We start from the raw sequence: 20,248 nt of genomic DNA, 5'->3' as shown, positions 1-20,248 counted from the left end.
TGGCCGCCCCAGAACGGGAGCCCTTGCCATGCGCGCCACTTCCCCCGTCACTGCCGGCCGAGGCAGCGAACTGACCCTGATCGACGAGGCACTCGCACGGCTGCGGGCGTCGCAGGGCGGCTCGGTGTTCCTGCTGGGCGAGGCGGGCATCGGCAAGTCCCGGCTGGCCCGGGAGAGCGCGGACCGGGCGGGCCGGCTCGGGGTGTGCGTGCTGCGCGGCCGCAGCAGCGCGACGGGGCTCACGGGGCCGTTCCGGCCGCTCGTGGAGGCGCTCGCCTCGTACTCCCGGGTCGGCGGGCTGCCCGAGGACCCGGAGCTGGCGCCCTACCGGCCCGCGCTCTCGCGGGTGGTCCCCGAGTGGCGGCGGGCGGAGGCGGGCTATCCGGAGAGCATGGTGGAGTTCGCCGAGGCCCTGCTGCGTCTGCTGGTCGTGCTCGGCCGGGAGCGCGGCTGCCTGCTGGTGCTGGAGGACCTCCACGAGGCGGACTCCGAGACGCTGGCGGTCGTCGACTACCTGGTGGACAACCTGGCTGCGCTGCCGGTGCTGATCGTCGCCACGCTCCGCCCGGAGTCGGGTGCGGCGCTCGACCTCGTCGACGCGGCGGGCCGCCGCCGGACGGCGGCCGTGCTGACGCTCCGTCCGCTGGACACCTCCGGGGTGCGGACGGTCGCCGCGGGCTGTCTGGGGGTCGCGGAGGACCGGGTGCCGTCCGCCGTGGTCGACCGGCTGGCCGGGCACGGCGGCGGCAACCCCTACCTCGCCGAGGAGTTGCTCGCCGACCTGGTGGAGTCGGGTGCGGTGCGGCTGGCGCCGGAGGGCCCGACGGTGGTGGGCGATCTGGTGACCGGTGTGCCGACCTCCGTCGTGCAGAGCCATGCCCAGCGGCTGGGCCGGCTGGACCCGGCGGTGGGGCACCTGCTGCTGACGGCCGCCTGCCTGGGGTCGCGGTTCTCCGTCGCCACGCTGCAGATGGCCCTCGGGGTGGGCGAGCAGCACCTCTTCGCACGGCTGGGAGCCGCCACCCGCGCGGGTTTCGTCACCCCGGTGGGCCGTGGGACCGACCAGTACGCGTTCCGGCACGCGCTGACGGCCGAGGCGCTGCTGGCGGTGCCCGCCCCGCCCGAACGGGCCGCCCTGGCCCGTCGTGCGGCCACCGCGCTGGAGGACGCCGACCCGGTGCTGGAGGAGGACAGGTGCCGGCTGGTCGCGGACCTGTGGACCACGGCCGGGGAGCGCGGGCGTGCCGCCGCGGGCTACGCGGAGGCCGGCCGGCGGGCGCAGGCCGGCGGGGCGTGGGCGTCGGCCGTCACCCTGTTCGAACGGGCGGCCGAGCTCGCGCCCGCGGAGGACCGGGCGGCTGTCGTCGAATCCCTCGCGCAGGCCCTCGCCGGGGCCGGGCACCTGGAGCGCGCCTTCGCGCTGGCCGAGACGCTGGGCATGGCCGGTGCGGACGCGCTGGACGTCGGCCGCCGGGTCGACCTGCACCTCCGGCTCGCCTGGGACGCCGTGATGGCCGAGCGCGGCCCCGACGCACGGAGGCAGGTGGCGGCGGCCCGGGCGCTGATGCCGGAGCCCCGCGGACCCGGCGCCGGGCTGTCCGGACAGGGCGCCGCCCTCGCCGTGGTCGAGGGGCATCTCGCGCTGCTGCCGGGGTCGTCGCCCGGCGGGGGGCCGGACCGGGCCACCCGCACCGCGGAGGCCGAGGAGTCGGCGCGCCGGGCCGTCGAGGTCGCGGAGCGGGCACCGCTGCCCGTGGTGGCGTGCCAGGCCTGGCACCTGCTGGCGCTGCTGGGCCGCGAGCGCGGCTTCGACCACGCCGACGCGTGCCTGGAGCGCATGCTGGCGGTGGCCGAGAAGCACGGCCTGCAGCTGTGGCGGGTGGGGGCGCTCGTCCGTCTGGGGGTCAACGCGTTCATGCGCACCGGGAGTTCGGCCCGGCTGGAGGTGGCGCGGCAGACGGCGCGGGCCCTCGGGGCGATCGTGCTGACGCAGGACACCGAGGGGATGCTCGCCATGCACGCGGTGCTGCGGGCCGAGTACGGGAAGGCCCGGGAGGCGATCGACCGCTCGCTCGGGGCCACCGCCCGGCTGCGCAACCTCTCCACCCACCGCTACCTCCTGCTGACCTCGGCCACGCTCGCCGCCCACCGCGGGCGCCGCGGCGAGATGGACCAGGAACTCGACCGGTTCCGGCGGGCCGGCGGGGCGGACTCCTTCCTCACCCCCGTCGTCCTGGGCCTGTGCCGGGCCTTCTGCGCGCTGATGGAGGAGGACAGGGCGGCCGCGGCGGAGGAGCTCGCCGCCGTGGCCGCCTGGGAGGCGGCGCACCCCAACGTCTTCTACCTGTCGGGCAGTCACGGGATCGGCCCGCTCCTGGACGTCCTCGCCGGCCGCGCCGACCGGGCGGCCCACCGGGCGCACGCCGCGGCCCCCGCGGGGGAACTCGCCTGGAACCACCAGTTCCTCCTGCTCGCCGAGGCGGTGCTGCTGGGGCGCGAGGGGCGGGGCGGCGAGGCCGCGGCCGTCCTCGCGACCGTCCACGACACCTACGGCGCGCTCTTCCCGGCCGCCCACCACCTCGGGCTGCGGCTGGTGGCGGAGGCCGCGCTCGACGACGGGTGGGGCGATCCGGTGTCGTGGCTGCGGGCCGCCGAGGAGTACTTCCACACGGCCGACGTCACCGCGGTGGCCGGGGCCTGCCGGGCCCTGCTGCGCGGGTCGGGTGCGGGCGTGCGGCAGCGGCGCGCCGGGCGGGACAGGATCCCGGCCGCGGTGCGGGAACTCGGCGTCACCCTGCGGGAGTACGAGGTGCTGGCCCTGCTGGCCGGGCGCCCGAGCAACGCGGAGATCGCGCGCCGGCTCTCCATCTCGCCGCGCACCGTGGAGAAGCACGTCGCCGGCCTGGCCCGCAAGACCGGGCGGTCGGACCGGTCGGCGCTGTGCGCGCTGGCCCGCCTGCTGACCGCGGAGGAGTAGGCCGCCCCACCGGCAGCACGACCGGCGCGGGACGGCACCGGACGGCACCGGACGGCCCGGGACACCCCCGGCGGACGCGGGCCGGCACGCGCGGACACGGAACGGCACGCGCGGACACGGGACGGCCGGGGACGGCCGGGGCGTCGACCTGGGGTGATACCGGCTGCGCACCGCGCGTAGACCGTTCCCGGAGCGGCCGGGCCTAGCGTCCTGTCCATCGGCGAAGGGCTGCCGGCCCGAACCGGGGCCGCCTGCCGGGACCTCCCGACGAGGCGGCCCGCACACACCACTGTTGCGCGCTCGGACCAAGGAGAAACGATCATGGCTGACAACATCGAGCCCACCGGCACCGACGAGACCGTTCTCCCGCTGCAGGAGCTCGGCGGTGGCGAGGAGGACGAGGTCCAGGCGCACGCCAGCAGCGTGAGCCTGGCGGCCTGTGCGATGGAGGCCTGATCGGTCCGGCTCCGGCCGGCACGGACTCCCGCGGCACCCGGCTCCGGCCGGACCGCGAAGAAGCGGGACGGCGACGGCGGTACCGGGTCACCGGGAGTGCCGCACCCGCCGGATCGCCACACACCCACGGCATCACGTGCGAGAAGGAGACGATCATGGCTGACCACATCGAGCCCACCGGCACCGACGAGGACGAGGTCGAGGCGCACGCGGAGTCGGTGCTCCCGCTGCAGGGCCTCAGCAGCCCCGAGGACGAGGCCGGCATCGTGCCGCCCGCCGACGGCAGCAGCGTGAGCCTGGCCGCCTGCGCCTGATCCTTCCGGCTCCGGCCGGCACACGCCTCTCGCGACGCACCGGGCCGGGTCCGGGCGCAGCGGAGAAGCAGGACGGCGGTGGCGGACACCGGGCGACCGGGCGAGCCGCACCCGCCGAGGCACCACACACCCACGGCACCACGTACGAGAAGGAGACGATCATGGCTGACCACATCGAGCCCACCGGCACCGACGAGGACGAGGTCGAGGCGCACGCGGAGTCGGTGCTCCCGCTGCAGGGCCTCAGCAGCCCCGAGGACGAGGCCGGCATCCTGCCGCCCGCCGACGGCAGCAGCGTGAGCCTGGCCGCCTGCGCCTGAGTCACCCGAGCCCGTGGCGTCCGGACGGTCCGTCCGGACGCCACGGGCCGTGTTGGATGTCCGCCCTGCGGAACCGCCCTGCCTGCCACGGGAAGAGAAGGGGAGAGCATGCACCAGCCGCTCGCGTTCGCCGTCGCCGATCCGGAGTTCTACGCACCGCTGGAGTCGGCGACCGACCGCGGAGAGGTCTACCTCCCCGCGTCCGTCCCGCCGGAGTGGCGGAGCGTCGAGTCGAACGTGTGGACGATGTGGTTCCGGCGGAAGCTGGAGGGGGTCGAGGACGGCTGGAAGGTCCACGTCTCCGCGAAGGCCGACCGGCTGCAGGCCGTCCTCGACACCGTGGCCGCGATCTGCTTCGAACAGGACGTCCCGTTCAAGCACCTCTCCTGCCGGCTCTTCCACCAGTGGGCGCACCACAAGCACGCCCCCCGGCCGCAGAGCGGCAAGTTCGTCGCCGCGTACCCGTCCGACGAGGCGGCGGCGCGGCGGCTCATGGAGGCGCTGCGCGCGGCCCTGGCCGACGAGGACGGGCCGTTCGTCCTCACCGACCGCCGCTTCGGGGACTCCCGGACGGTGCACTACCGGTACGGGGCCTTCGTGCCGCGGTCGCGCGTACGGGCCGACGGCACCCGCATGCTGCTGGCCCGCAACGGTCACGGCGAGCTGGTGGAGGACCTGCGGGAGGCGTCGTTCCGGCCGCCGGACGGCATCCGCGACCCGTTCCGCCCGCCGGCGAAGACCGCGGGCACGGGTACGGGTGCGGGTACGGCCACGGCCACGGCCACGGCCACGGGCAGCGTGAAGGACCCCGCGAAGCCGGTGACGCTGGGCGGGTACGTCTTCGAGGCGGCGGTGCGGCACAGCAACGCCGGCGGCGCGTACCAGGGCCACGACGCGGCCACCGGACGGCAGGTGTTCATCAAGGAGGCGCGGGCGCACACCGCCGTCGAGGCGGACGGGCGCGACGCCCGGGCGCGCCTGCGCGGCGAGTGGGAGACCCTGCAGGCCCTCCACGGGCTGGCCCCCGGACTGGCGCCCGAGCCGCTCGCCCATTTCAGCGCCTGGGAACACGACTTCCTGGTCACCGAGTTCATCGACGGCAGGGCGATGAACAAGTGGATGGCCACCACCAACCCCCTGATCCGGGCCGGTGCGACGGCCCAGGACGTCGCCGCCTACTTCGAGCGCTGCCAGACGCTGATCGACGGGGTCGAACAGGCCCTCGACCGCCTGCACGCCTGCGGCTACGTCTTCGTCGACGTCAGCCCCGGCAACGTGCTGGTCGCCGACGACGACACCGTCCGGCTGGTCGACTTCGAGGTGGCGCAGCGCCCTGGGGCGGACTTCAGCCCGATGGGGACGCCCGGCTACTCACCGCCGCGCAGCCTGATCGGCAACGACCCGTCGGTGTACGACGACTACGGCGTCTCGGCGCTCGCCCAGCTGCTCGTGGGCCCGTTCCACCACGTGGTGCGCCGCAATCCCGACGTGCTGGACCACCTGCGGTACGGCATCGGCCGGGTCGGCCCGGTGCCGGAGCGGCTGTGGCGGCGCGCCACGAAGTACCACGCGCCGAACGGCGAGGCGCGGCTGCCCGGGCCGGAGGAGGTGGCGGCCGCCCCACTGGTGCACCTGGCCGGCCTGCGGGACTCGGTGGCGGACGCGCTGGTGGCGATGGCGGACGTCGGGCACCCGGAGCGGATGTTCCCCACCGTCGCGGACGGCTACCGGACCAACACGCTGTGCCTGGCGTACGGCGCGGCGGGGGTCGCCCACGCGCTGCACCGGGCGGGCCGGCCGCTGCCCGACGGGATGCTGGAGCGGCTGCGGCGCGAGGCGCTGGACACGGCCGGCGACCTCGCCCCGGGGCTGTACGTGGGGGCGGCCGGGATCGCCCGGGTGCTGGCCGACCAGGGGCTGGTGGACGAGGCCCGGGACATCCTCGCGGTCGCGGACGGGCACCCGCTGGTGGCGGAGAGCGCGACGGTGTTCGGGGGATCCGCCGGTCTCGCCCTGGGCCACCTGGCGCTGTACGGCCACACCCGCGACGAGCACCACGTGGAGCGGGCGCTCGCGCTGGCCCGGGCCCTGCCGGACGACGAGGCGCTGGCGGCCCGGCTGGGGCCGAACGACGCGACCGGCCTGGCGCACGGGCGGGCCGGGGTCGCCCTGATGCTGCACCAGCTCGCCGCGGTCTGCGGTGACCAGGCGCTCCTGAAGCGCGGGCTGCAGCTGCTGCACCTGGAGCTGGACCGCGAGACGGCCCCGGAGGAGGCGGGCATGACCTTCCCCGTGTCGGCGGTGGACAGCCGTGCCATGCCGTACCTGTACTGCGGGTCGGCGGGGATGCTGCACGTCGCGTCCCGCTACCTGGCGGTGGCCGAGGACGAGCGGCTGGCCGCGGCGGTGCCGCGGCTGCTGCCGGTGACGGGCGTCGCGTACACCGTGATGCCCGGGCTGTTCCAGGGCCTGTCGGGGCTGGGGTTCGCCCTCGCGGACCACGCGGCGGTGACCGGCTCGGCGGAGAGCCGGGCGGCGGCGGTGCGGACGGCGCAGAAGCTGTTCGGCTTCGCCCTCCCCCACGCCACCGGGGTGCGGATGCCGGGCGACCAGCTGCTGCGCTGCAGCGCGGACCTGTGGAGCGGATCCGCCGGTGTCCTGCTGTTCCTGACCGAGCTGCTGGCGCCCCGGCCCGACGCCCTGTTCACCGTCGACTCGCTGTCCGCGGCGGCGCCGCCCACCGGGTGGGGGCCCGCAGCCGGGTAGTGCCGCCGTCCCCTCCGCCGCACGGGGTCCGGGCCGCACGGGCGGGCCCGGGCCCCGTACGGCGTGTGCGGAGAGATCCCTTCCTCCCCTCCCTGGAGTGTCTGCTGTGCGACGTGACGTCAACCTCTACTGGTGCGGGCAGACCGCCTCGGCGTTCGGCTCCGTGTTCACCGCCATCGCCCTGCCGGTCGTGGCCCTGACGGACCTGGGGGCCACGCCCGGCCAGGTCGGTCTGATCGGTGCCGCGGCGACGGTGCCGGGCATCGTCCTCGGCCTCCTGGCCGGGGCCCTGGCGGACCGCATCGCCCGTCCCCGGCGGGCGATGCTGCTGCTGGACCTGCTGTCGGCCGCCGCGGTCGGGGCCGTGGCCCTGGGCCTGCGGCACGGGGTGGCGTCGATCGGCTGGCTGATCGGCCTCGGCCTCGTCCAGGGATTCCTCGGGGTCCTGCTCGCCTCCCTCTACTTCGTCCACCTGCGCCACCTGGTCGGCGCGCAGGCGATCGGGCCGACCCGGGCGCGGCTGCAGGCCGGGCAGTTCGGTGCCGCGCTGGCCGGCCGGATCCTGGCCGGCCCGGTGATCGCCCTGTTCGGCAGCTCGGCGGCGCTGGCGACGGACGGCGCCAGCTACCTGCTCAGCGCGCTGGCGCTGGCGAGCATGCGGTCACCGGACCGGACGGCGGCCGCTCCGGCGGCGGCCGCCCCGCGGCAGGGTCTCCGCGGGGCGGCCGCCGGGCTGCGGTTCTTCGCCGCCCACCCGTTCCACCGGGCCCTGCTGCTGTTCATGGTCGCGCCGGCGGCGGCGCTGGCCGGGGCCGCGACGCTGACCGGCCCGTTCCTGCTGCGCACCGTGCACCTGCCGGTCGGCGTGTACGGGCTGGCGTTCGTGCTGTCGGGTGTCATGGGGCTGACCGGGTCGGCCGTCGCCGGGCGGCTGCTGCACCCGGGGCGCGACGCCCGGCTGACGGTGCTGGTGTGCTTCGGCGGGGCGCTGCTGTCGTCGGTGCTGCTGCCCGTGGCGGCCGGGCCGCTGCCGCTGGCCGTGCTCTGCGCCGCACTGGGCATCGGCCTCCCCGTGCTGTTCGGCGCGGTCGCCAACGTGGCGCTGGTGTCCGTGCTGGCGACCGACGTCGCGGAGGCCATGATGGGCCGCGCCATGGCGGCGCTCCAGGTCGTCACGTCGGCGACCGCCCTGGCCGGTGCGCTGGCCGGCGGGTTCCTCGGCGACCTGCTGGGCGTCCGGGCGGCGCTGTGGGTGCTGCTCGGTGCCGCGCTGCTGGTCATCGGCGCGGTCGGCCCGTCGGCGGCCCGCGCCGCCCGCGACCTGCGCGCGGCGGACCTCCGCGCGGCGGCCACGGAAGCACCGGACGCGGACGAACCGGACGCGGGCGAACCGGATGCCGCCACGGCCGGTCCCGCCACCGCCACGACCGTGTGAACCGCGGCGCCGTCCACCCTCCGGCCTCCACGTACGGCCGCCCGGCGGGCCCGCACAAATATGGGGGCGGTGCCCCGATGTGCGCCGCACGGCGCCGCATCGACGATGTTCACGACAACGGCCACCAGCCCCCTCGCACCGCCCGACGCGCGCCCCCGGACGCTGAAGGAACGCCTGCATGCCTTTTTCCGACAAGGAATCCCCGTGCACCGTGAGGTTCTCACTGCTCGGCCCGCTCACCGTGACGAGCGGCGGACGCGCCCTGCCCCTCGGCCCGCTGAAGCAGCGGGCGGTCCTGGCCATGCTGCTGTGCCGCCCCAACACCCCCGTGTCGGTGGACTCCCTCGCCGACACCGTCTGGCCCGGTGAAGCGCCCCGGACCGCCCGCAAGAACCTGCAGAAGTACGTCTGGGCGCTGCGCCGCCTCCTCTGCGAGGCCGGCCGGCCCGGCAGTCTCGCCCTCGCCCCCGGCGGCTACCTGCTGCACGTGTCGGAGGAGGAGGTCGACACCCTGCACTTCCGCGCCCTGGCCACGGCAGGACGCGAGGCCGCCCGCAGCGGCGAGCCGGACACCGCCGCCGAACTGCTGCGCCGGGCACTCGACCTGTGGCAGGGCCGGCCCCTCGCGGAGCTGTCGGACTCCGAACCGCTGCAGGCCGAGGCCGACCGGCTGACCGACCGCTACCTCTCCGCGTACGAGACCTGGGCCGAGATCGCCTCGGTGCGGGGCCGCAACGCCGAGGTCGCCGAGGCGGTCGCCGACGTCGCCGAGCAGCACCCGCTGCGGGAACGCCTGCGGGCCGTCCAGATGATCGCGCTGCACCGCGCCGGCCGGCAGAGCGAGGCCCTCGCCGTGTACGAGACGCTGCGCCAGCTGCTCGCCCGCGAGCTGGGCCTGGCACCCAGCGCCGCCATGGAGGAGGTGTACCGGGTGGTGCTCGCCGGCACCCTCGGCGCGGCGGCCGCCCCCGTGACCGCCGCCCCGCGGCGGGCGCCGACACGGACGCTGCTGCCCCCCGACACCCCCGACTACACCGGCCGCCGGGAGCAGCTCGCGGAGCTGCGCGACGCGGTACGGCGCAGGAACGGGCACGTCACCCTCCTCGTCGGGCCGGTGGGCACCGGCAAGAGCACCCTGATGGTCCATCTGGCGCACACCCTGCGCGAGGACTTCCCCGACGGCCGGCTCCTCGTCGACCTCCGCCGGGCCGACGGGACGAAGCAGCCGCTCATCGCCGTCCTCGGGGAACTGGCCCGCGCCGCCCGGCTCGACCGGGTCACCGCGCTGCTGCCCGACCACCCGGCGCAGGCCGCCGCACTGTGGCGCGACTGGTTCGCCGAGCACCGGGTCCTGCTGCTGCTGGAGAACGCGCCCGACGAGACGGCCGTGCGGCCCCTGCTGCCGGGCACCGGGGCCGGCGCGGCGGTGGTCGCCTCGCGGTCGTGGCTCGCCGGGCTGGCCGGTGTCCACCGGATCGCCCTGGCGCCGCTGACCGTCGAGGAGGCGATGGAGCTGCTCGGCCGCATCATCGGCCCGTCCCGCGTCCGCGCCGACCGCGCCTCCGCCCGGCGGATCGTCGAGGCCGGCGGGCTCTCGCCGCTGGCCGTGCGGATCAGCGGCCAGCGGCTGGCCGTCCTGCGCCACCTGCCGCTGTCCGAGTACGCGGCCCGGCTGGCCGAGCCGGAGGCCGTGATGGACGAGCTCGCCGTCGGCGACCTCGCCGTCCGGAACCGGATGGCGGACGGCTGGCAGGCGCTGACCGACATCGGCCGGTCCGCGATGCTCCGCCTCGGACGGCTGCCGCTGGCACGGCCCTTCACCCTCGGCGACGCCGCGACGGCCCTGGGCTGTCCGGAGCCCGCCGCGCTGCGGGTCCTGGAACTGCTCATCCACACCGGGGCGCTGGTCTCCCCGTCGACCGAGGTCACCGCGCACGCGGCGCTGTACGAGCTGCCCCGGCTGGCGCACCTCTACCTGCGGGAGCTCGGCGGGCGCGAGGAGCGGGCCGCCGCCCCCGCCGGAGCAGCGGATATGCCGGTTGTGAACCACCGGGCAACCGGTCCCGGACCGGTGGGCGCCACAGTGCTCACGACACCGCACGACCACGCGGAAGGGGAGGGCACGTGGAACTGGGCGAGCTGATCGCACTGCGACCCGTCCCGGCCGCCGGGCTCCTGCTGACGCTCACCCGCCGCTGCCCGCTGTCCTGCGCCCACTGCTCGACCTCCTCCACGATGACCGGCGAGCAGACCGCCGCGGACCGGCTGCGCCGCTTCGTCGCCTCGTTCACCGCCGCCGACGCCCCGCAGGTCGTGCTGCTCACCGGCGGCGAACCGCTCCTGCGCCCCGGCCTGGCGGCCGAACTCGCCGCCCTGGCCCGCGCGGCGGGCACCCGTACCGCCCTGCTGAGCGGCATGTTCTTCGCCCGCGGCGGCAGGGCCGTACCGGCACGGATCATGCGGGCGATCACCGCGGCCGACCACTTCTCGGCCAGCCTCGACGTCCACCACGAGCGCGAGGTGGCGCGCGCCGACGTGTTCACGGCCGTACGGCGGATCCTCGACGCAGGAGTGCCCGCCAGCTTCCACCTGACCGGGACGGGCCCCGACGACCCGTACCTCGCCGGTCTCGTCGCCGACATCCGCGCCGAGTTCGCCGACCGGGTGCCGATGCTCGTGAACGACGTCCGGCCGGTCGGGCGCGCCGCGTCCTGGGCCGGCGCCGCGACCCGGCCGGACGGCGGCGCCGCCGTGCCCTGCCCGATGGCCGCCTGGCCCACGGTCGCCTTCGACGGCACGGTCGTGGCCTGCTGCAACCAGCAGGCGGTGGACGCCCGGCCGGTACCCGCCCACCTGCTCCTCGGGCACGTCGCCGAGGACGACTGGGGCACGGTGCGCCACCGCTCCCTCACCTCGCCCGTGCTGCGCATGCTCCGCGTCGTGGGGCCGGGACACCTCCGGGCCCGGTACGCGCCCGGGGCGCCCGACCGCGGATACTGCGCGACCTGCCGGACCCTCTCCGACCGGCCCGACGTGCTGGCGGGGGCCGCGCGGGACGGCGCCGGCCCGGTCGGCGAACTCCTCGACCGCCACACCGCGCAGACCCAGCGGGCGGCCGGCCCCGCCGCGTTCGTCCGCCGCCACGGCACCTCCGCCTACGCCGACCTCGTCACCCTCACCGCCGCCGGGGGCCCGGCATGACCGTCTCCCCGGCCGCCCCCGGCACCGCCCCGGCACCACCCGCCGCCTCGGCCGTGCTGCGCACCCGGCTCGCGCTCGCCGCACCCACCCTGCAGGCGGCCTGCACGGCCCTGTGGCAGCCCGCCGGACTCCGCCCCCGCTACCTCCGCTACCTCGCCGCCATGCACGCGCTCGTCCGGGCATCCGTCCCGCTCATGGAACTGGCCGCCCGCCGCTGCGCGGAGACCCCCGGCGACCCGCTCGCCGAACGGCTGGGCCGCTACCTCACCCAGCACGTCGAGGAGGAGCGCGACCACGACACCTGGCTGCTCGCCGACCTCGCCGTCGCCGGCGGCGACCCGGCCGCGCTCCTCGCCGCGCAGCCGCCGACCGCCGTCGCCGAACTCGCCGGCGCCCAGTACTACTGGATCGAGCACCACCACCCGGTCGCCCTGCTCGGCTACATCCTCACCCTGGAGCACAACGCACCCTCACCCCGGCTGGCCCCGCGGCTCGCCCGGGACACCGGCCTGCCACCGGCGGCCTTCCGGACGGTGCACGAGCACGCCGAACTCGACGGCGGCCACGCGGCCGACCTCGACACCCTGCTCGACGAGCTGCCGCTGACGCCCGCCCAGCTCACCGCCGTGGCCGTCAGCGCCCTCCACACCGCGGACGGGATCACCCGTCTGTTCGTCAGGCTCACCGCACCCGGAGGCCAGTGATGACCGATCCGCAGCACGCCCTGCGCCGACTGGAGGAGGCGGGCTTCGCCCTCGACGCCTTCACCGAGGAACAGCAGGAGGTCCTGGAGGAACTCAGCCCGCAGGAGCTCTCCCTGCTCCTCGACATCAAGAACCGGCTGGACGAGGTCGGGCCCGAGGTGCAGGCCCACGCCGAGATCGCCGGCGGCGCGCTGTTCTGACCCGACCGGGAACGCGGGCGCCCCTGTGCGGGGCGCCGCCTCCGTCCGACGATCACGCTGAAGGTGGACCGGCATGCCCTGCACCTACTGCCGCCAGTCGCTGCCGTCCGGCGCCCGGTTCTGCCCGTCCTGCGGCACGCCGTGCGCCGAGGCCCCGCAGGGCCCGGCGGACGCGCCCCAGGAGGGCCGCAAGGTGGTCACCGTCCTGTTCTGCGACATGGTCGGCTCCACCGCGCTCTCCGGCACCCTCGACCCGGAGACCCTGCGCGGCGTGACCCTGCGCTACTTCGAGATGATGCGCCGTCAGATCGAGACGCACGGCGGCACGCTGGAGAAGTTCATCGGCGACGCCGTGATGGCCGTCTTCGGCGTGCCGACCGTACGGGAGGACGACGCGCGGCGCGCCCTGGCGGCCTCCCTGGGCATGCTGAAGGCCCTCGACGAACTCAACGCCGACCTCGACGCCGCACTCGGGGTGCGCCTGGGCGTCCGGATCGGCATCAACACCGGCCGGGTCGTCGCCGGGGCCGACTCCTCCACGCGGCAGGCCCTCGTCTCCGGCGAGACCGTCAACATCGCCGCCCGGCTCGAACAGAACGCGGGCCCCGGCGAGGTGCTGATCGGCCCGGACACCCTCCTCGCGGCCGGCCCCACCGTGCAGGCCCAGGAGGTCGGCCCCCTCACGCTCAAGGGCAAGGCCGACCCGGTGACCGCCCACCGCCTGCTGGGGCTCGGCGAGGACGACCCCGAGTCGCTGCGCCGCTTCGACCTGCGCTTCGTCGGTCGGCAGCGTGAACTCGCGGCGCTCGACGAGGTGTTCGCCGAAACCGCGGCGGGCGGCGGCGCCCGGCTGGTCACCGTCTCCGGCGAGGCCGGACAGGGCAAGACCCGGCTGGTGCGCGAATGGCTGGAACGCACCGGCCCCACCGCCCTCGTGCACGGCTCCGGACGCTGCCGGCCCTACGGCGGCCGGGGCAGCCTCGGACCGCTCGCCGACGCGCTCACCGACCTGCTCCCCGCGGCCCACAGCACCGCACCCCAGGACGGCACCGCACCCCACGGCACCGCACCCCACGGCGGCGGCCCCGACGACCCGTGCCCGTGCGACCTGCACCGCGCGGCCGCCCCTGAGGAACGCCCCGCCCTCTCCGAGGCCCTGGCGGTGCTCGAAGGCGGCCTCCTGCTCGACGGCACGCCCAACCCGTCCGTGGACGAGACCTGCAGCGCCCTGCTGCGGGTGCTCACCGCACTCGCCGCCCGCCGGCCGGTGGTCCTCGTCGTCGACGACTGCCACTGGGCCGGGCCGCTGCTGCTGGACGTCCTCGACCGGCTCGTCACCCGGCTCGGCCCCGCCCCCGTGCTCCTCCTCTGCCCGGCCCGCCCGGAAGCCGCCGAGACGTGGTCGACGCCCCGGCGGACCGCCGTCACCCTGACCGGCCTGTCACCGGAGGAGTGCACGCGGCTCGCCGCCGAGCTCGTCGCCGGAGCCGACCGCCACCCGGACGGCCCGGCGCTGCTGGAACGCACCGGCGGTAACCCGCTCCACCTGGAACACCTGCTCTCCGCCCTCGACGGCGACAGCACCGACAGCGGCACCGGCGGCGACGCGGACGGCGGCGGCCGGGCCGCCGAACTGCCGCCCACCGTCCAGGCGCTCCTCGGCGCACGGGTCGACGCACTCGGCACCGCCGACCGCGGCGCCCTCGACCTCGCCGCCGTCCTCGGCCGCGAGTTCACCGTGCACGAGCTCACCGACCTCGCCGACCGCAGCGGGCCCGGCCGGCCCGCGCTGCGACCCGCCCTGCTCGGGCTCAGCCGCCGCCGCCTGATCGAACCGGCCCCCCCGCCGGCCGCCGACCCGGCGTCGTTCCGCTTCACCAGCGGGCTGGTGCAGGAGGTCGCCTACCAGTGCATGTCCAAGCGCACCCGCGCCGACCTGCACGCCTGCGCCGCGGCCCTCCCCTCGGCCCGCGCCGCCGGCCCCGCCGGCATCGGCGAGCACCTCGAACTCGCCCACCGCTACCGGCGCGAACTCGGCATCACCGACACGGACACCGACACGCTGCGCCGCGGCGCCGCGGAGGCACTCGCCGAGGCCGGCGGCCGCGCCCTCGACCGCTCCGACCTCCTCCGCGCGGAACACCTGCTCTCCCGGGCCTCCGCCCTCACCCACCCCGGGGAGCCCGCCACCGTACCGACCGCCCGCAGGCTCGGCGAGGTCAACCTCGCCCTCGGCCGCACCGAGCAGGGCCGCGCCCTGCTCGGCGAGGCGCTCGCCGCCGTCGACCACCCCGAGGAGAGCGCCTACGCCCGGCTCGCCCTCGCCGTGGACGCGGCCCCCGGCGCCGACGCCGTGCCGCAGGCGGCCCTGGCCGTCCTGCCGATCTTCGAGGCCGCGGCCGACGACCTCGGCCAGGCACGCGCCTGCCTGCGCCTGGCCCAGCACCACCAGGGCCGCGGCCGGCACGGCGAAGCCGACCGGCTGCTGCTCCGGGCGCTGCACCACACCATCCGGGCCGACGCCGAACCCGAACGCGCCGCCGCCCTCGGCGCGATCGGCATCTCGCTGTGGCGCGGGCCCGAACCGGTGCCGGCCGCCGTCGACCGCTGCCGCGCCCTCCTCGCCGACCACGGCCGGGGCCGGCGCACCGTACAGGTCACCCTCAGCTGCCCGCTCGCCGTCCTCCTCGCCCTGCAGGACGAGCACGACGCCGCCCGCGACCACCTCGCGCGCGCCGACCGGCTCGCCCGCGAACTCGGCTTCGCCGAGGCCGAGGTCTTCCTCCCGCTCTTCGGCGCGGCCGTGCACTCCGCCGCCCGCGAGTACGACACCGCCCTCGACCTGCTCGGCCGGGCCGCCGGGGCCGCCCGGGCGCTCGGCGCGGAATCGCTGCTGCGCACCGTCACCCTGGAGTCCGCCCGGCTCCACCTGGACACCGGCCGCACCGACGAGGCACACCGCCTCCTCGACGGGCAGGCCGCCCCGCCGGACGGCGGCCCCGACACCGAGACCGCCGACCGCGACGGCCTGCAGGCACGCCTCGCCGCCGGCCGCGGCGACGCCGACCTCGCCCTGCGGCTCGCCGCGCAGGCCGTCCGGGCCGCGGACCGCACCGACTCCCCGCTGGTGCGCGCCCACGCCGCACTCGACGAGGCCACCACCCTGCTGCTGCTCGACCACGGCCCGGAGGCGGGCACCGCCGCCGCCCGCGCCGGCCGGTGGTTCGGCGCGAAGGGGCACCTGCCCGGCATCCGGTGGGCCGCCGCCCTCCTGCCGGCCGACAGCACCGCCGTACCCGGCGGGCACGCGCCCGACGCAGGACCGAACCCGCACGTGCGCAGAAGGGAAGTCATCACATGACCACCACGGCCCCCACGGGCACCCCCAGGGGCGGCGGGCTCACCTGGAGTCTGCGCGGCAAGAGCCCCCAGGACATCACCGTCACCGCCGACGGGGTGCCCGCCGGCGTCCAGCAGCAACCGCGCCAGGGCACCGGCCGCGGCGTCCGGGTGTGCGTGGTCGACTCCGGCGTCGAACGCGACCACCCGCTGATCGGCCCGCTCGGCGGTTCCTGGGTCGTCGTCAAGGACGGCGACGGCATCGAGGTGCGGGCCACCGACACCGGCGACACGTGCGGCCACGGCACGGCCTGCGCCGGGATCATCCGCCGCACCGCACCCGACTGCGAGATCCACAGCGTGCGGGTGCTGGGCGAGCGCTTCTCCGGCACCGGCGACATCCTCCTCGCCGGCCTGCGATGGGCCGTGGAGCAGGGCTTCGACGTGGTGAACCTGAGCCTGTCCACCACCCGCACCCGCTTCGCCGAGGAACTCCACGCGCTCGCGGACACGGCCTACTTCGACCGCACCGTGATCGTCGCCTCCGCCCACAACACGCCCGTGGAGAGCTTCCCCTGGCGGTTCGCCTCCGTGATCTCCGTCGGCAGCCACCAGGAGGACGACCCCGACCTGCACCTGTACAACCCGGACCCGCCCGTGGAGTTCTTCGCCCCCGGCCAGAACGTGGAGGTGCCCTGGCTCGGCGGCACCTCGATCCGCAGCACCGGCAACAGCTTCGCCACGCCCTACGTCGCCGGGCTCTGCGCCAGGTTCCTCTCCGCGCACCCGCGGATGACGACCTTCCAGCTGAAGAACGCGCTCTACCTCTCCGCCGCCAACGTCCGCGTCACCGCCCGCAGCCACGAAGGTGCCTGATGTCCTCTGCCACCGAGCCCGCCACACAGTCCGCACACCCCGTCGCCCTCGAACTCCTCCAGTCGGTCGTCGACGTCGCGAGAGCCATCTTCGGCGCCCAGGCCAGCTCCGTCTTCCTCCTCGACGAGGAGACCGACGAGCTCGTCTTCCAGGCCGTCTCCGGCCAGGGCGAGGAGTTCCTCGTCGGACGCCGCTTCCCCGCCGACCGCGGGATCGCCGGATGGGTCGCCACCTCCGGCGAACCCATGATCGTCGACCGGCTCTCGCAGAACACCGCCTTCGACCGCACCTTCGCCCAGTCCACCCAGTACGTCCCCGACGCGCTCATGGCCGTACCGCTCCTGCACGACCACCAGACCCTGGGGGTGCTGGAGGTCCTCGACCCCTCCCCGCAGACCCGCTCCAGCCTCGACGAACTCGAACTCCTCTCGATGTTCGCCCGGCAGGCCGCGACGGCGCTGCGCCTGGTCACCCACCACCGGCCGGCCGCCACCCGCGCGCTCACCCCCGACGACCACGTCACGGCGACCCGCCTCCTCACCCAGCTCCACGAGCTGCTGAACGTGCCCGGTACGCCCTGAACCCCCGCACCGCCGCCACCCGCACCGCCGTGACCGGCACCGCCGTGACGAGCACCGCCGTGACGAGCACCGCCGTGACCCCGGACCCGACGCCCGAAGGAGCAGCCCTGGCACCGGCACCCGCCGCATCCCCCGCTGCCCACCGGGCCGGGGACACGGCGCTCTACGCGGACCTCGTCCGCACCGCGCTGCGCGGCCCCGGCACCCGCGGCTGGACGCTCGCCCCTTCGCCGCTCTGGTGGTTCGCCGCCCCGCCCGCCGCGGTCCTCCGCGAGCAGGGCTGGAAGCTCCACGTCTCGGCCACGCCGCTCTCGGCGCCGGCCGTGCTGTCCCGCGTCGCCGCCGTGCTGGCCGGCGAGCGGGTGCCGTTCAAGTTCGCCCGGACGCCCCGCCTGCTGACCGACCTCGTGGCGATCGACCAGGAGCGGGGCAGCGGGGGCAAGTTCGTCACCGTCTACCCGGCGGACGACGAGCAGTTCCGGCGGCTCGCCGAGGCGCTCCACCGGGCGACCGCCGGCCTGCCGGGCCCGGGCATCCTCTCCGACCGCCCCTACCGCCCGGGCAGCCTCGTGCACTACCGCTACGGGGTCTTCCGCGGCACCGACCGGCTCACCGTCGACGGCACGGTCGAACCGATGCTCCGCACCCCGGCGGGCGGGCTCGTGCGCGACCGCAGGCCGGCGCACTTCGCGCCGCCCGCCTGGGCCGTCCCGCCCCTCCCGGACCCCGCACCCGGGCCGTCACCGGCGCCCGGCCGGCCCGCGGCCGTCCTCCTCGGCGACCGCTACGAGGTCCGGTCGGCGCTCCGCCACTCCTACCGCGGCGGGGTCTACCTCGCCACGGACCGCGCCACCGGGCGGGACGTCGTGGTGAAGGAGGCCCGCAGCCATGTCGGGGCGACCCTCTCCGGCACCGACGCGACCGACCTGCTGCGCCACGAGGCAGCGGTGTACGCGCGCCTCGCCGGGCTGGGGATCGCCCCCGAGGTGCACGGACTCCTCACCCAGGGCGGCAACCACTACCTGGTGCAGGAGCGCGTGCCCGGCCGGACCCTGCGGCGCTGGACGGCCGACCACCTCGACGCAGGCCGCACGCCGCCGACGGGCCCCGTCCGCGAACTGGCGCGCATCGTCGCGCAGGTGCACGGGCTGGGCCTGGTGCTGCGCGACCTCTCGCCGGACAACATCATGGTGACGCCCGACGACGAGGTGCGGCTGATCGATCCGGAGGCCGTCGCCGAGCCGGGCAGCCCGGTACGGCGGGTCCGCACGCCCGGGTACTCCGCGCCGGAGACGGCCGACGGCGGCCGGGCGCCCGGTCCGGAGGCGGACTGCTTCAGCCTCGGAGCGGTGTTCCTCCACGTGCTGACCGGGGCCGACCCCGTGCTCGCCCCGGACCGGCCCGTACGCCGGCGGCACGACGAACGCCTCGCCCTGCTCGTCGGTTCCGTCCTCGCGGACGGGCCCGGGGCCCGGGCCCACCGGCGGACGGTGCTGGCCATGATGGCCGAGGACCCCGCCGCACGCCCGGGCCCCGACCGGCTGCGGGCCCACCTCGCCCGGCCGCGGCCGGACGCCGCCCCCGCCTCCGCCTCCGTCCCCGCACCTGCCCCGGCGGACGGCACCGCCGGTGACCGGATGCTCGACGACGGCCTCACCTGGCTCCTGGACACCATGACCCCGCACGACCCGCAACGGCTCTGGCCCGCCGGGCCGTCCGGCGAGCGGACCGACCCGCTGAACGTGCAGCACGGCGCCGCCGGGGTGCTCGGCGCGCTCACCGCCGCCGGCCGGCACCGCCCCGACCCGCGGCTGCACGCCGGCATCGCCGGGGCCGCCCGCTGGATCGCCGCCCGCACGGAAGGGCCCGGACCGCACCTCCCGGGCCTGTACTTCGGCCGCTCCGGCACCGCGTGGGCCCTGCTCGACGCCGCCCGGCTGCTCGACGACGACGCCCTGGCCGGACACGCCGTCCGGCTCGCCCGCGCCGTTCCGGTGCGGTGGCCCAACCCGGACGTCCTCCACGGCGCGGCCGGCGCCGGCCTCACCCAGCTGCACTTCTGGCGCACCACCGGCGATCCCGGCTTCCTGGCGCGCGCGGTCACCGCCGCCGAGCACCTGCTGGCCGCCGCCGCCCCGGGGCGCGCGGGCACGGTCTGGCCCGTACCGCGGGGCTTCGACTCGGACCTCGCCGGCATCGCCCACTACGGCTTCGGCCACGGGGTCGCCGGGGTCGGCACCTTCCTCCTGCTGGCCGGACTGGCCGCCGGGCGCGACGACTTCGTGGCGGCCGCGCAGCAGGCCGGCGAGACGCTGCTGACCGCGGCCCGCCCGCAGGACGGCGCGGCGGGGTGGGCCGCGGACGACCGCCGCGCCGGGGCGCCCACCCACGCGCCGCACTGGTGCAGCGGTGCGTCCGGGATCGGCACCTTCCTCGTCCGCCTCTGGCAGGCCACCGACGACACGCGCCACCGGGAGGCCGCGGAGGCGGCCGCGGTCGCCGTCCACCGGGGACGGCACCGCAGTTCACCGGCCGCCTGCCACGGCCTCGCGGGGGACGCGCAGTTCCTGCTCGACCTCGCCGACGCCCTCGACGATCCGCACCACCGCCGCCGGGCGCACGGGCTGGTCGCCGCTGTGCACGCGCGGCACGTCCTCCACGAGGACCTCGTGCTTGCCCCCGACGAGACCCTGACCGGTGTCAGCGCGGCCTACAACACCGGCCTGGCAGGGCTGCTCGGCCTGATGGTGAGGCTGCGGCACGGCGGGGCACGACCGTGGCTCCCCCACGAGGGAGCCCCCGACTCCGCAGAGGGGAGGTGTTCGACATGACGACCGACGTGAACGCGCTCCAGCAGCTGGAGCTCGACGTGCAGGTGGACGACGGCTGGATCTGCCCCATCATCAGCTGCTGGTCCAGCGACTGGGCCGACTGGGCCGAGCAGTAGTCCGCCCGCCCGTGGACGGCCCGGCCGGCCGCCGCCCCGGCCCCGGGGCGGCGGCCCGCCGGCCCCCCCGTCCACCCGCGCCCCCGGGGCGGCCCGGGCGGCCCCCCGCCCGGCCGGGGGGGGGGCGGCCGG

General features: G+C 76.7%; 15 protein-coding genes. All 15 read left to right on the top strand.

What is annotated here, in order from left to right; translation table 11 throughout:
* The first annotated feature begins 28 nt into the window (after positions 1–28).
* The 15 genes from SNE206_RS23885 to SNE206_RS23815 all read left to right on the top strand — a co-directional run bounded on the left by SNE206_RS23885 (position 29) and on the right by SNE206_RS23815 (position 20,116).
* Positions 29–2,977 (top strand): AAA family ATPase, encoded by a 2,949-nt coding sequence (locus tag SNE206_RS23885; RefSeq protein WP_407915537.1) that lies wholly within the window; start codon positions 29–31, stop codon positions 2,975–2,977.
* Between the two features lie 321 nt (positions 2,978–3,298).
* A complete protein-coding gene (locus SNE206_RS23880) occupies positions 3,299–3,433 on the top strand; it encodes a hypothetical protein (RefSeq protein ID WP_405014912.1) in 135 nt (44 codons plus the stop codon).
* A 155-nt stretch (positions 3,434–3,588) separates the two neighbouring features.
* Positions 3,589–3,747, top strand: a complete 159-nt coding sequence (locus SNE206_RS23875; protein ID WP_407915536.1) for a hypothetical protein — start codon at positions 3,589–3,591, stop codon at positions 3,745–3,747.
* A gap of 161 nt (positions 3,748–3,908) precedes the next feature.
* A complete protein-coding gene (locus tag SNE206_RS23870; protein ID WP_405014911.1) occupies positions 3,909–4,067 on the top strand; it encodes a hypothetical protein in 159 nt (52 codons plus the stop codon).
* Between the two features lie 108 nt (positions 4,068–4,175).
* Positions 4,176–6,833: a class III lanthionine synthetase LanKC gene (lanKC, locus tag SNE206_RS23865; RefSeq protein WP_407915535.1), complete on the top strand. Its 2,658-nt coding sequence runs from the start codon at positions 4,176–4,178 to the stop codon at positions 6,831–6,833.
* 106 nt (positions 6,834–6,939) lie between these two features.
* Complete coding sequence (locus SNE206_RS23860) at positions 6,940–8,268, top strand: MFS transporter (RefSeq protein ID WP_407915534.1); 1,329 nt, start codon at positions 6,940–6,942, stop codon at positions 8,266–8,268.
* Positions 8,269–8,479: 211 nt separating this feature from the next.
* Positions 8,480–10,411 (top strand): BTAD domain-containing putative transcriptional regulator, encoded by a 1,932-nt coding sequence (locus SNE206_RS23855; protein WP_407915533.1) that lies wholly within the window; start codon positions 8,480–8,482, stop codon positions 10,409–10,411.
* On the top strand, positions 10,393–11,469 hold the full coding sequence (locus SNE206_RS23850; RefSeq protein ID WP_407915532.1) for a radical SAM protein: 1,077 nt from the start codon (positions 10,393–10,395) through the stop codon (positions 11,467–11,469). The genes SNE206_RS23855 and SNE206_RS23850 overlap by 19 nt, the downstream gene beginning before the upstream one ends.
* Entirely contained in the window at positions 11,466–12,173 is a 708-nt protein-coding gene (locus SNE206_RS23845) for an iron-containing redox enzyme family protein (RefSeq protein WP_407915531.1), read from the top strand. The genes SNE206_RS23850 and SNE206_RS23845 overlap by 4 nt, the downstream gene beginning before the upstream one ends.
* Positions 12,173–12,373, top strand: a complete 201-nt coding sequence (locus SNE206_RS23840) for an aroma-sacti cluster domain-containing protein (RefSeq protein ID WP_407915530.1) — start codon at positions 12,173–12,175, stop codon at positions 12,371–12,373. Before SNE206_RS23845 ends, SNE206_RS23840 begins: the two co-directional genes overlap by 1 nt.
* A 73-nt stretch (positions 12,374–12,446) precedes the next feature.
* Positions 12,447–15,734 (top strand): adenylate/guanylate cyclase domain-containing protein, encoded by a 3,288-nt coding sequence (locus SNE206_RS23835; RefSeq protein ID WP_407915529.1) that lies wholly within the window; start codon positions 12,447–12,449, stop codon positions 15,732–15,734.
* Positions 15,731–16,588 (top strand): S8 family peptidase, encoded by an 858-nt coding sequence (locus SNE206_RS23830; RefSeq protein WP_407915528.1) that lies wholly within the window; start codon positions 15,731–15,733, stop codon positions 16,586–16,588. The genes SNE206_RS23835 and SNE206_RS23830 overlap by 4 nt, the downstream gene beginning before the upstream one ends.
* The gene (locus tag SNE206_RS23825) at positions 16,588–17,169 is read left to right on the top strand and encodes a GAF domain-containing protein (RefSeq protein ID WP_407915527.1); all 582 of its coding nucleotides are present in this window, start codon (positions 16,588–16,590) and stop codon (positions 17,167–17,169) included. The genes SNE206_RS23830 and SNE206_RS23825 overlap by 1 nt, the downstream gene beginning before the upstream one ends.
* A 29-nt stretch (positions 17,170–17,198) precedes the next feature.
* Positions 17,199–20,000 (top strand): class IV lanthionine synthetase LanL, encoded by a 2,802-nt coding sequence (gene lanL, locus SNE206_RS23820; protein WP_407915526.1) that lies wholly within the window; start codon positions 17,199–17,201, stop codon positions 19,998–20,000.
* Complete coding sequence (locus SNE206_RS23815; protein ID WP_405014900.1) at positions 19,997–20,116, top strand: ALQxL family class IV lanthipeptide; 120 nt, start codon at positions 19,997–19,999, stop codon at positions 20,114–20,116. The genes lanL and SNE206_RS23815 overlap by 4 nt, the downstream gene beginning before the upstream one ends.
* The last annotated feature ends 132 nt before the right edge of the window (positions 20,117–20,248 follow it).

This window comes from Kitasatospora sp. NE20-6 (genome assembly GCF_045862635.1).
Note: the sequence above shows the minus strand (reverse complement) of the source record. Positions and strands in the feature narration are given on the sequence as shown.